At 73.6% G+C, this 12,363-nt stretch carries 8 protein-coding genes and 1 pseudogene; 2 read left to right on the top strand and 7 right to left on the bottom strand.

The window, feature by feature from the left end:
* Positions 1 to 119: 119 nt before the first annotated feature.
* From IF23_RS31100 to IF23_RS0111345, 5 genes and pseudogenes are all read right to left on the bottom strand, one after another.
* Positions 120 to 1,779 (bottom strand): annotated as a pseudogene (locus tag IF23_RS31100) (amidohydrolase).
* Entirely contained in the window at positions 1,770 to 3,356 is a 1,587-nt protein-coding gene (locus IF23_RS0111330) for an AMP-binding protein (RefSeq protein WP_051739492.1), read from the bottom strand. The pseudogene IF23_RS31100 and the gene IF23_RS0111330 overlap by 10 nt, the downstream one beginning before the upstream one ends.
* A complete protein-coding gene (locus tag IF23_RS0111335) occupies positions 3,353 to 4,195 on the bottom strand; it encodes an enoyl-CoA hydratase/isomerase family protein (RefSeq protein ID WP_245654952.1) in 843 nt (280 codons plus the stop codon). Before IF23_RS0111335 ends, IF23_RS0111330 begins: the two co-directional genes overlap by 4 nt.
* A gap of 262 nt (positions 4,196 to 4,457) precedes the next feature.
* A complete protein-coding gene (locus IF23_RS0111340; RefSeq protein ID WP_051739493.1) occupies positions 4,458 to 5,159 on the bottom strand; it encodes a TetR/AcrR family transcriptional regulator in 702 nt (233 codons plus the stop codon).
* Between the two features lie 132 nt (positions 5,160 to 5,291).
* A complete protein-coding gene (locus tag IF23_RS0111345) occupies positions 5,292 to 6,629 on the bottom strand; it encodes an amino acid permease (protein ID WP_051739494.1) in 1,338 nt (445 codons plus the stop codon).
* A 326-nt stretch (positions 6,630 to 6,955) separates the two neighbouring features.
* Between IF23_RS0111345 and IF23_RS0111350 the strand changes: the two genes are divergently transcribed.
* Positions 6,956 to 7,396, top strand: coding sequence for an acyl-CoA thioesterase (locus IF23_RS0111350; protein WP_051739495.1), 441 nt, complete (start codon positions 6,956 to 6,958; stop codon positions 7,394 to 7,396).
* A 210-nt stretch (positions 7,397 to 7,606) separates the two neighbouring features.
* Here IF23_RS0111350 and IF23_RS0111355 read toward each other — a convergent pair whose 3' ends face one another.
* Together IF23_RS0111355 and IF23_RS0111360 are read right to left on the bottom strand one after the other, a co-directional pair.
* Positions 7,607 to 9,478, bottom strand: a complete 1,872-nt coding sequence (locus IF23_RS0111355; protein ID WP_051739504.1) for an ABC transporter ATP-binding protein — start codon at positions 9,476 to 9,478, stop codon at positions 7,607 to 7,609.
* Between the two features lie 602 nt (positions 9,479 to 10,080).
* Positions 10,081 to 10,977 (bottom strand): helix-turn-helix transcriptional regulator, encoded by an 897-nt coding sequence (locus IF23_RS0111360; RefSeq protein WP_030282516.1) that lies wholly within the window; start codon positions 10,975 to 10,977, stop codon positions 10,081 to 10,083.
* 365 nt (positions 10,978 to 11,342) lie between these two features.
* Between IF23_RS0111360 and IF23_RS0111365 the strand changes: the two genes are divergently transcribed.
* Positions 11,343 to 12,275: an alpha/beta hydrolase gene (locus tag IF23_RS0111365; protein WP_030282518.1), complete on the top strand. Its 933-nt coding sequence runs from the start codon at positions 11,343 to 11,345 to the stop codon at positions 12,273 to 12,275.
* Positions 12,276 to 12,363: the final 88 nt, after the last annotated feature.

Raw genomic sequence — 12,363 nt, forward strand, 5'->3', positions numbered from 1 at the left:
AGTCCTCGGGGCGTGGAGGAGACGGGCGCGTCGAGCATATGGATAGTTAAGCGCTTAGGGAAGACGGGGAGTTGGACGGAGCGGGCCGCCTGCTCGGCGCCGGTCCGGACGCCGTCGCCTCAGCCCCCGGACGTGACGAGACCGTGCGGATCGTGCGACGGACGGCCGCCGACCAGGGTGGCCAGGACACCGATCGCCCCGATGCGGTCGGGGGCGCAGGTCGTCGGATCGGCGTCGAGCACCGTGAGGTCCGCCAGCAGCCCGGGCACCAACCGGCCCTTGCGGTCCGCGGCGCCGGTGGCCCGCGCCGAACCGACCGTCCAGGCGCGCAGCGCGGTCGCGGCGGGCACGCTCTCCCGCGGACCGAAGGGCGCACCGGTCTCCGTCAACCGCTCCACCATCGCCTGCATCGCGGCGAGCGGCGCACCCGGCGCGACCGGCCGGTCGGAGCTGCCCGGCACCGTCAGCCCGAGGTCGAGGAAGGAGCGCAGCCGGTACGCCCAGTCGGCGCGGCGCTCCCCGAGACCGGCGGCCATGCTCCCGCCGAACGCCGGGATGAAGTTGTGCTGCGGTACCGGCACCACCCCCAGCGACGCGAACGCCGCGAGCTGGTCGGGGCGGACCACCCCGGCGTGCTCGACACGGTGCGCCACCCCGGGACGCGGTGCCTCGCGCTGCGCCCGCGCGTACGCCGACAGGGCCAGATCGACGGCGCGGTCACCGATGGCGTGCGCGGCCACCGTCCAGCCCGCCCGGTGCGCGGCGACGACCGTGTCGGCCATCGCGTCCGGATCGCCCTGGAAGTAGCCGGTGTTCTCGTGCGGGCAGCCGCAGAACGGTTCGGTGACCGCGGCGGTCCGCCCGAACAGCGAGCCGTCCAGGAAGATCTTCACCGGCCCCACCGAGAGCGTGTCGTCCCCCAGCCCCGTCCGTATGCCCAGGTCCAGACCGAGCGCGATGCCGTCCTCCGCATGCGCGGTCAGCGGGTGCAGCACATCGGCGGCCACCATCAGCTGCGCCCGCGCCCGGAGCCGTCCGGTGTCCCGGGCGTGCTGGTAGGCGGCGAGTTCCACGGGGGTGTGGCCGATCCAGCCGCCGCCGATCCCGGCTTCCGTGAAGCTGGTGATGCCCTCGGTGAGGTAGTGGCCGGTGGCGCGGTCGACCGCCGCGGCGACCGTCTCCACGGAGTACGGCAGCACCTGGTCCTGGACGAGACGCTGCGCGGTCTCCTCCAGCAGCCCGCCCGTCCGCGCCCCGCGCCACCACCCCGCCGGGCGGATCGGTGAACCCCGGCTCCAGCGCCCCGGCCGCCCGCAGGACCGGCGAGTTGACGAGGCAGCCGTGCCCCGAGGCGTGCTTGAGCCAGACGGGCCGCCCACCCGCCGCCTCGTCCAGCGCGTCCCGGTGGGGCCGGGGGCCGCCCGGGTCCAGGCCCGCGCCGACCACCCACGCCCCGGCGGGCAGCCGCGCCGCGTGCGCCGCGACCGCCGCGCAGACCTCGTCCGCACCGTGCCTCCCGGACAGATCGAGCTGACTGAGCGTCAGCCCGAACCAGGCGGTGTGGCAGTGCGCGTCGTGGAAGCCCGGGACGACGGTCGCGCCGCCCGCGTCGAGCACCCGGACCGCGGCCAGGTCCGCCACCTCCTCGTCGAGTCCGACGACGCGACCGTGCAGCACACCCAGGGTGTGGGCGGTGGGCCGCCGGTCGTCGAGGGTCAGGATGCGCGCATTGCGCACCAGCAGATCGAGCAGCACGGGATCTCCTCTCCTCACCGCCACACGGTGTCCTGGCGGTCGTACGTCCGCCCCGCGGATACGGGGAGCTTGCGGAGTTCGCCCTTGGCGACGCGCTCCGACGGGGTCAGCGGGAGCCGGTCGCGCAGCTCCCAGTAGCGGGGCACCTTGAAGGCGGCCAGCCGCTCGCCGCAGTGGGCGGCCAACTCGTCCGGACCGGGCCCCGGACCGTCGCCGTCCGGTACGACGTACGCCTTGATCTCCTCGCCGCGCAGCTCGTCGGCGACCGGGACGACGGCGGCCAGCCGGACCCGTGGATGCGCGGTGAGCACCTCCTCCACCTCCGCCGCCGCGACGTTCTCCCCGCTGCGCCGGATCATGTCCTTGAGGCGGCCCCGGAAGTGGACCCGGCCCTCCTCGTCCAGATGACCGAGGTCCCCGGTGTGGAACCAGCCGTCCGCGAACGCCGCCGCCGTCTCCTCCGGGCGGCCGAGATAGCCCGCCATCATGCCGGGCCCGCGCAGCTGGATCTCACCGACCGCACGGGCCGGGAGCGCGGCGCCGTCCGGCCCGGCGATCCGCACCGCACGGTGGCGCAGCGGCCGTCCGATGCAGCCGCTGCCCACGGCCGCGTCGTGGTCCGCGGGCCCGACCCGCAGATCCGCCCCGGTCTCCGTCATCCCGAACGCCTCGTACCACGGGACGCCCCAGCGCTCCTCCAGCCGGGAGTGGAGCGCGGGCGGGATCGCGGAACACTGCACGGCACGGACGTGGTGGTCACGGTCGTCGGGGTGCTCCGGCATCCGCAGCAGCAGCGTGGGCATCAGGCCCAGACAGTAGAAGTACGTGACGCGGTGCTCCCTGACCTTCCGCCAGAAGGTGGTCGGGTGGAACCGGTCCAGCACGACGAGACGGCTGCCCGCCAGGAGCGCCGCGGCGACGTTCCACTGCGGGTCGATGTAGTGGAACGGCTGGCAGGTGAGGAGTGTGTCCTCCGGCCCCAGGTGCGGGAACTCGGTGACGAGACTGCCCGCCAGCGCCAGCCAGTAGCGGTGCGGCAGCAGACAGCCCTTGGGGCTGCCGGTGGTGCCGGAGGTGTACTGCACGTTGACGAGTTCCCCGGGCCCGGAGGGACCGCCGGGCGACACCGGAGCCGGGACGGCGGGCGGCGTCGACCCGTCCACGTACCGCACGGCGCGCAGCGTCGGCACGGACGCCAGCAACTCCTCCGCCAGCGGCCGGAACTCCTCGCAGGTGACGAGGAGATGGGCGCCGGAATCGCGCAGTACGTGCTCCGCGTCATGGCTGCGGTAGGCCGTGTTGACCGGCACCATCGCGGCACCGAGCGCCGCCAGGGCCAGCCAGGTGAGCGGAAACTCCGGGCGGTTGCGCAGCAGCACCGCGACCCGGCCGTCCCGCCCGACCCCGGCCGCGCTCAACTCCGCCGCCGTCCGCCGGACGCCCCGCGCGACCTCGGCGAAGGTCAGGTCCCGCCCGAACTCGTCGAACGTCCAGGCCACCCGGTCCGGCCACCGGGCCGCCGCCCGCTCCACGAGCGTCGCCAGATCCGGCACCGACTCCGGCGGCAGCCCCGCACACTCCGCGGGGTCGTACCCGCTCATCGCCCGCCCTCCCCGACCTCCGCGGCCACCTGCGCGAACGCCTGCCGGGGGCGCTCGTGTTCACCGCTCCCCCCGGTGATCTGGGCCGCCGCCACCTCCCGCGCCAGGGCCTGGTCGACGGTGCCGTCCAGCCCCTCGTCGATCAGCTGCTTGGCGAGCGCGAGCGCGAACGGCGGTCGCGCGGCGAGGACGGCGGCCAGCTCCAGCGCCACCGCCTCGTGCCGCCCCGGCGCGCTGACCCGGGCGACCAGCCCCAGCCGCCGCGCCTCCCGGGCGTCGAAGTGCTCGCCCAGCAGGACGAGTTCCTTCGCCTTGAGCGCGCCGACGGCGGTGGTGAGCAGCCGCGAGACGCCACCGGTCACGCTGAGCCCCACGCCCACCTCCGGGAAGCCGAACCGGGCGTCCTCCGCCGCGACGACCAGATCGCAGGAGAGAGCGAACTCGCAGCCCGCGCCCAGCGCATAGCCGTGCACGGCCGCCACGACGGGGAAGGGGGCGTCCCGGATCAGCCGGGTCACGTCCTGGATCCGGTCCAGCCGGGCGCGGGTGCCCGCGGCGTCCGTCGGCGCGGGCTCGGCCTTGAGATCGTGACCGGAGCAGAAGGCCCGGCCCGCACCGCACAGGACGACCGCGCGCACACCGTCGTCGGCCGCCCGCCGCAACGCCGCCAGCAACTCGTCGACGAGCTGCTCGGTCACCGCGTTCAGCCGGTGCGGACGGGACAGCCGGATCCGCGCGATGCCGTGGTCGAGGACCGTGTACGCGACGCGGGGATCCCCGGCGCCGTCGGCCGGCCGGGCGCTGTCCGCCGTACCGGTGGGGATGGTGTCAGTAGCCACAAGGTGCTCCTCGGGAGTCGCCGAACAGCGCGCACGTTACTCTATCGATCGGTCGATCGATAGAGCTTGGTGTGCGGAAGTGCGACCTGATGGAGGAGCGGCTCCACGGCGTCCGGAACGGGGCCGGAACGAGGTCGGGACGAGGCCGTGACGGGGCTGGACCGGGACGAGCGGAGGGCACGGCCGTACGCCGCCGCGCGAGGCGCCGCGTGAAAAAGCCCGGCCGGAAAGGGCCCGGCCGGAAAGAAAGAAGGGGCGGCGGTCAGGCCGGATCGGGTGCGCTCGCGCCCAGGCTGACCTGCCAGATCTCCTCCACCAGCGCCCGCGCCGCCTGGATCTCGGCGGGATCGGGGCGCGGCATCGTGTGCGCCGGGACGCCGAGCAACTGCAATGCCAGCCGCGCGTGGGCCGTCGCCACCCCGTCCAGGGCGATCGAACCGTCGGGGGAGTACCACTTGGCCACCCCGGAACACATCTCCAGCAACGCCATCCGCGCGAAGGTCCGGTCGGGCACCGTGAACAGACCGGAGGCGCAGCCGTTGGCGATGGCGCGCCGCCAGTGGTCCTCGTACGCGTCCCGGAGCGCCACCATCGCCGTCCGCCGCTCAGCCCTCAGCGCCTCCAACTCGTTGTCGACCACCGCGGTCTCCTCCGGGCGCAGCGCATGGGTGAGCACATGGACGTGGACCAGCCGGACGATCTGCGCCTGCGGGTCCGACGCGTCCGCGGTGACCCGACCCGCCGCGTCGTTCAGCCGGTCCAGGCTGGCCCGCATGATGGAGGCGAGCAACTCCTCCTTGGTGCCCATGTAGTGGTAGAGCGTCGCGGACGACATCCCCGCGCCCTCGGCCAGCTCCCGGATGCCCACCCCGTGGAAGCCCTTCGCGGCGAACAGCCGGATCGCCGCGTCCCAGACCTGGCGTCGAGCCTGCGCGCCGGCGCGTGTGCTGGGGGACTTGGCCACGGGGACGATCCTTCGCTCGGGGCGGGCACGCTGGACGGACGGTCCGAGCTTACCGCGCCCTATCGGTCGATCGATTGGCGAGCGGCCGCGGCGGACGGCTCCGCCGGGACGGGCCCGCCGCCCCGGACACCGCTACCGCACGGCCCCGGCGCTCCCGCGCGCCCGTCGCTGCCGCACCGCCCCGACACCGGCCGCCGCCACGGTGACCGCCAGCGTCAGGAACAGCGAACGCTGGGTGGTGGCGTCGAAGGCCAGCAGGAAGGTGAAGATCGTCGCGGTCCCGGCGAAGTACTTCGAGGCGAGGGTGGTCAGCCCGGCGAGCGCCGCGACCAGCACGGCGGCCACGGGGACTCCCCGCGCGTCGGTCCGTGCGAAGGGGCGGGGCGCCTCGCCCTTCTGCGCCAGCGCGAAGAGCATCCGGGACGCCGTGTAGAGGCCGGAGTTGAGACAGGACGCCACGGCGACCAGCACGATCAGATCCATGATCCGGCCTGCCTGGGGCACCCCCAGCGCATCGAGCGCCGCCGAGTACGGGCTGGCGGTGACGCTCGCCCGGTCGTACGGGAGCAGCGTGACGATGACCCCGATGGAGCCGATGTAGAAGATGAGGATGCGGGCGGTGGTGGAGCGGATCGCCTTGCGTACGGCCTCCGCCGGGCGCGGCGCCTCGCCCGCCGCGATGGTGACGACCTCGGCGCCGCCGAACGCGAAGATCACGGTGAGCACGCTCGGCAGCACCGCGTACCAGCCCTCCGGGGCGAAACCGCCGTGCCCGAGGAGGTTGGCCGTACCGGGGGAGTCGGTGCCCGGCAGCAGCCCCGCGACGGCCAGCACACCTAGCCCGATGAAGGAGACGATCGCCACCACCTTGATCAGGGCGAACCAGTACTCCGCCTCGCCGAACGCGGCCACATGGACCAGATTGGACGCGGTGAGCGCGGCGAGCAGCACCAGCGACGCCACCCAGGCGGGGACCGCCGGGACGAGATGATGGGCCAACTCCCCGCCGATCACCGCCTCCAGGCCGACCGTCACCCACCACGAGTACGCGTAGAGCCAGCCGATCGCGAGCCCGCACCAGCTGCCGAACTCCCGCGAGGCGTAGTGCGCGAACGAGCCGGTGCTCGGATCCGCCACGGCCAGTTCGGCGAGCATCCGCATCACGAGGATGACCAGCAGCCCCGCGATGGCGTACGAGACCAGCGCCGCCGGGCCGGTGCTGCGGATGACCGTGCCCGACCCCACGAACAGGCCCGCGCCGACCACCCCGCCGATGGCGATCATGCTCATCTGCCGGTTCCGCAGGCCGCGCTTGAGCCCGGATCCACCGTCCGGCTGCCCGGTGGCCGGGCCGGAACCTCCGGCGTCGGTCGGCTCTCCGGCTTCCGGGTGGGCCGTCTCCGTGGCGAGGGGGCGGGGTGCGGTCTCGGGCGGTGGTGCCTGTCGTGGTGCTGCGGAGTCCCGGGTCATGACCTCTCCCTAGCCCGATCGATCGATCGATTGATTTGCGACAAGGTAGGGCCGGAACCGAGCCAGGACAAGACCTCTCGCCGAGAGGATTCCCGTAGACGTGACAGAAGCCCTGGTCACCGCATGATCACCCCGTTGCGGAGGTTCCGGAGGGGCGCGGGAAGGTGGCGGGAGCCGGTGCGGCGGAAGCATTGCGCCGCACCGGACCGGCGCCCTACGCTATCGAACGATCGAGCGGGGAATGCCGGTCCGCATCACCCCGTACCGCCCCGCATCACCCCGTACGCCCCGCCGCCGGGCAACGGACGGCGAGCCGGAGGAGCACCGTGGACGTTCCGCATCTCACCCATGCCGCGCCGGTCCACTTCGACGAACTCGACCTCAACGGCCATCTGCACAACACGCGGTACGCCCTGTACGTCGAACGCGCCACGACCGCGGCTTTCGCCAAAGCCGGATACGACACCAGGGGCACCGCCGCGCGCCACCCCGACCTGCACTATGTCGTCCGCCAGTTCGCCATCGAGTTCCACGCCCCCGTCGACGGCGCGGACCGCCTCACCGTCGACCTCTGGCTGACCCGACTGGGCCGCACGAGCATGGCGTGGCGCTTCCACGTCCGCCAGGGCGACGACCCGCTGCCCCGCGCCACAGGCACCCGAACCCTCGTCAAGATCGCCCCCGACGGCCGCCCGTCCCCGTGGTCCCCCACCATGCGGACCTGGCACGAGAAGCTGCGCGCCGTCCCGGCGCGGGTGCACGCCTGACGCCTCCCCCGGGCAGGCGCCCGGTCGCCGGACGACCGCCCGTCCCGGGGGAGAGCCCGAAGCCGGTCCCGTACCGGCGGCCCACAGGGTGCACCGCCGGTACGGACGGAAGGCATCGGCGACACCGACACCGTCGCGGACGAGGTCACGGTCGCGGACGAGGTCACGAGCGGGCCCCGCCGGGCCGGTGTTCCGGCGCCCCTGGAGGGCTCAAGCGGGCGTCCCGTGCCGGTCGTCCTCGCCGTGTGCCGTGTCGGAGGTGATCTGGCAGGCCAGCAGCGTCCGGAACAGGCCGTCCTGCTCGGCGAGTTGCCCGTAGGTGCCCTCCTGGACGATCCGGCCCCCGTCGAGGACGACGATCCGGTCGGCCACGGCCAGGTTGGCGAGCCGGTGGGTCACCAACAGGACCACCTGGTTCCGTGCGAGATCCCGCAGCCGCTGGAAGATCCGGAACTCGGCCAGCGGATCCAGATTGGCCGTCGGCTCGTCGAGCACCAGCAGCCCCGCCTCCCGGAAGAACGCCCGCGCGAGAGCGACCCGCTGCCACTGACCGCCGCTCAACTCCTCCCCGTTGAGCCACTCACGGGCGAGCAGCGTGTCCAGCCCCGAACCGAGCGCCCCGACGACCTCGTCCGCCCCGGCGGCCGCACACGCCTCCCGCACCGCCGCGTCACCACGCGGCGAGGGCTGCCCCAGCGTGACGTTCTCGCGTGCGCTCAACGGCCACCGCGCGTACTCCTGCGGGACGAGGGCCACCTGCCGCCACAGCGCCTGCGGATCGGCGTCACCGGTGGCGAGACCGTCCCACCGGACCTGTCCGGACGTCGGCAGATACAGGCCGCTGACCAGCTTCGACAGCGTCGACTTCCCCGAACCGTTGAAGCCCACCAGCGCGGTCACCTCGCCCCGGCGCAGGGTGAGGGAGACATCGGAGAGAGCCGGGCGGTCCTTGCCCGCGTAGTGGTGGGTGACCGAGGCGATCTCGAAGCGCTCGGGCGGTCCGGGGTGCCCGGCACCCCGCCGCATCCGGAAACCTCCGGCCCGGTCGAGGAAGCCGCTCCAGTCGTCCATGTAGAGCCCGGTCCGTACGGCGCGGGCGCCGACGCTCACCAGCCTGCGGACCGCCTGCCCCACCGTCTGCAGCGCGAAGACGGCCGTCCCCGCGTGCCCGACGCTGATCCGCCCGGAGGCCAGCAGGAACACGACCGCCGCCCAGACGACCGCCGAGCCCACACCGCCGCACACCGCCCCGACCAGGGACATCCGGGCCCCCTTGTCGGCCGCGATCCGGTCCTCGCGGTTGATCCGGGCGACCGTGTCGCGGTACCGGCCGGACAGGAACGCGGCCATGGTGCCCGCCCGGATCTGATCGGCGGCCTCCCGGGTGAAGATGTGCCACCGCAGCACGGAGAGCATCCGGTTGGCGCCGTTGCTCCGCAGGTTCGCCAGATACCGGACCCGCGCGGCGCTGACCTGCGCCAACGCCTGGGGGAGGCTGGCGGCCACGAGAAGCGGGAGGAGCACCGGGTGCACCCCGGCCAGGACGATGGCACCGGCGAGGAACGACGCCGACGAGGCGATCAGGTCCTGCCCCTCGTCGATCAGATCGCCGGTGACCTGCGCCCCACGGTCGGCCGCCTCCCGGTCACGGTTGAAGGTCGGCTCGTCGTACGCGCACAACTCCACCTCCGCGCAGGCCGCCAGCAGCATCTGCTCGGCCTCCCGGGACATCAGCGGCCGCAGCCGCGAGGAGAGCCAGGTGACCGCGATCCCCAGGAGGGCGCGTACCCCGGAGGCAGCCGCCAGCAGTGCCACGGACGGCCAGGCGCCGAGCAGTCGATCGTAGACGTCACCGCTGGTCAGCAGGGCGGTGAGGGTGCCGCTGATGGCGACAAGCCCCAGGGCCTGCATCGCCCCGGCGACCGCCTGGCACACCACGAGACCGACGGTCGCCGCACGGTCGACGCGCCAGGCGAGCGCCAACGACCGGCGCACCAGCCGCGGCAGCCGCCGCGCCATGTCCCGCATCCGGATCGACCGCCCGGCCGCCTCCCGGCTGCCGGTCACATCCACGTACCGCAGCGCCGACCCGGTACCGTCCTCCGCCGCGGGCGCGGCCCCGGGACCGGGCGGGGCGGCGCGCGGCCCCGGAATCTTCTCGGCTGAACCATCGCCGGACCCGCTCACGCCGCCCACCGCCGATCCGGACCCGCGCAGACGCCGCTGTCGCCGGTGCCGTTCGATGCCGTGGTGAGCCGCTGTCCGGGCAGCGGAGGGCGGTGTGTCGTACGAGGGGTGGGGTGCATCGTGCGTCCTTCGGAGGGTGCCGTTCTGTCACGGCGTCCAACGAGAAGGCCCGGCGCGTCGAACACATGTGTTTCGGACGTCGCGGGAACCCCGCAAGGGAGCGAAAAGATGTTCGTTCCGCCTACATCGACCCTTGGCGGACCGGGAGCACCCACCGAAGCCCCGTGACCGAAACGCCGATGGTCCCGATCCGCACGGACCCGATAGGTGGGGAAGGGCGGGAGCTGTCCCGTCTCCGCTTCGCCGGAGAATGCATCAACTACCCGGTATCCAAGGGGAGTTGACGCCATTGATCAGAGATCTCATCCGCCCGGCCGCAGAACCTCCCTGACCGTTCGCGAGAACAGGCGGTCAGAGCGGCGGCGCCACCGGGACCATCACGTCCGCCGGTCGGTGAGGGCGGAGGCGTCGGCGGACGGGGACGCCTCTTCGGTGGCGGACCAGGTGGCGAGGAGTTGGAGCCGGTCGTGGTCGGGGGTGTGGGGCGGGGCGCTGAGGGCGGTGAGGGTGAGGCCGGGCTGGGCGGGCAGTTCCATCGTGTCGAAGTCGAGCGTGATCTCGCCGACGGCGGGGTGGTGGAAGGTCTTCCGGCCGGTGTGGTGCAGGCGCACGTTGTGCTGCGCCCAGGCGGTACGGAACACCTCGCTGCGGGTGACCAGCTCGCCGATCAGGCCGGTCAGCTCGGTGTCACCGGGCGCGCGACCGGCCTCGGTGCGCAGCAGGGAGACGGTCGTGTGCACCATCTCCTCCCAGCGGGGGAAGAAGTCGCGCCCGGCGGGATCGAGGAACTGGAAACGGGCGATGTTGACCGGCTCCCGGGCGCCGTCGGCGTACAGCGGGCTGTACAGGGCGCGGCAGAGAGGGTTGGCGGCGAGGATGTCCAGGCGTCCGTTGCTGAGGAAGGCGGGACAGCCGGTCAGCGAGTTCAGGACGCGGAGCACGCTGTCCGGCAGCGGTCCGCGGGGGCGCCTGGCGCGCCGGGTGGGGCGTTTGGCGGCGGCGCGGGCCAGGTCGTAGAGGTGGGCGCGCTCGGCGTCGTCGAGTTGGAGGGCACCGGCGACGGCGTCGAGGACCTCCTCGGACGCCCCGGCCAGTCGGCCGCGCTCCAGACGGACGTAGTAGTCGATGCTGACCCCGGCGAGCAGCGCGACCTCCTCGCGGCGCAGACCGGGCACCCGCCGGTTGCCGCCGAACGCGGGCAGCCCCGCCTGCTGCGGGGTGATCTTGGCGCGGCGGGAGGACAGGAACTCGCGGATGTCACTCTCGGTACTCACCTCTCCAGGCTAGAACGGCTTCCGCGCGCGTGGGGGGTTCTGCCGGTACCTGTAACGGCAGGCCCTTCTCCCAGCCTGTGACCTGCTGTTTCCTCGATATCGGCGCCGGTTCGGTACCGCTTCCGCCCCCTGGAGGACCCCCTCCGGGCGGGCGCCGGACGGCCACCGCGGCCGCGGAGCGACACCAGGGCCGCACCGTCCGTACGGAGGCGCTTCCCGGCGGGAGGACCGCCGACCCGCCTGCGGCTCCGGACGCGGCCGGGCGGCGCCGACCGGACCCCGGAGACCGAACGGGCCCGCGCCCGGCCCCCGCGACATGGCCGACCCGTCCACCACCCACCCCCGCATCACGCAAGGAACGCACCATGGAATCCGTCACCTTCCCCAACGGCTCCCTCACCATGGTGGGCCACCTCCACACGCCCGAGGGCTTCGACCCCAGCACCCGGCACGCGGCGCTGGTCGTCGTCCACCCCGGTGGCGGCGTGAAGGAGCAGGCCGCCGGGGTGTACGCGCGCAGCCTCGCCGAGCAGGGCTTCGTGGCCCTCGCCTTCGACGCCTCCCACCAGGGCGAGAGCGGCGGCGAGCCGCGGCACCTGGAGGACCCCTACGCCCGCGTCGAGGACGTGCGCGCCGCCGTCGACCACCTCCAGTCCCTGCCCTACGTCGACCCCGAGCGCATCGGCGCCCTCGGCATCTGCGCCGGTGGCGGCTACGCCGTCAACGCCGCGATGACCGACTACCGCATCAAGGCCCTCACCACCGTCAGCGCCGTCAACATCGGCACCTCCTTCCGCCGCGGCTGGTACGGCACCGCCGCCGACGCCGCCGCCGTGCCCACCCTGGAGACCCTCGCCCGGCAGCGGACCGCCGAAGCCGCCCGCGGCGCCGAGCCCGCCCACCTGCCCTACGTACCGGCCGAACCGGACGCGAACACCCCGCGCGACCTGGTCGAGGCCGGTGACTACTACCTCACCCCGCGCGCCCGGCACCCCCGTGCGGAGAACAGGTTCCGCTTCACCCGGAGCGTCTCGCGGATCTTCACCTTCGACGCCTTCCACCTGGTCGAGGACCTGCTCGCCCAGCCCCTCCTGATCGTGGCCGGCGGCGACGCGGGCTCGCTGTGGATGTCCACCGAACTCCACGGCCGCGCCCGCGGCCCCAAGCAGCTCCGGATCGTCGAGGGCGCCACCCACATGGACTTCTACGACATCCCCGAATACGTCGACCGGGCCGTCGCCGCGGCCGTCCCGTTCTTCACCGAGCACCTCACACCCGCGCCCGCGGACGCGAGCTGAACCGCCCCCGGACGGCGGCGCCCCGGCGCACCACCACCGCGTCCCTCCTTTCCGGCAGCCCCCTCACCCCCTCCACGAGGAGAGTCCC

The sequence above is a fragment of the Streptomyces catenulae genome, assembly GCF_000718015.1.
Classification (GTDB): Bacteria; Actinomycetota; Actinomycetes; order Streptomycetales; family Streptomycetaceae; genus Streptomyces; species Streptomyces catenulae.

What these genes read in the sequence shown, in the direction of transcription:
- IF23_RS0111330 (WP_051739492.1), bottom strand. Translation starts at nt 3,356, where the DNA reads ATGAGCGGGTACGACCCCGCGGAGTGTGCGGGGCTGCCGCCGGAGTCG.
- IF23_RS0111365 (WP_030282518.1), top strand. Translation starts at nt 11,343, where the DNA reads ATGGAATCCGTCACCTTCCCCAACGGCTCCCTCACCATGGTGGGCCAC.
- IF23_RS0111345 (WP_051739494.1), bottom strand. Translation starts at nt 6,629, where the DNA reads ATGACCCGGGACTCCGCAGCACCACGACAGGCACCACCGCCCGAGACC.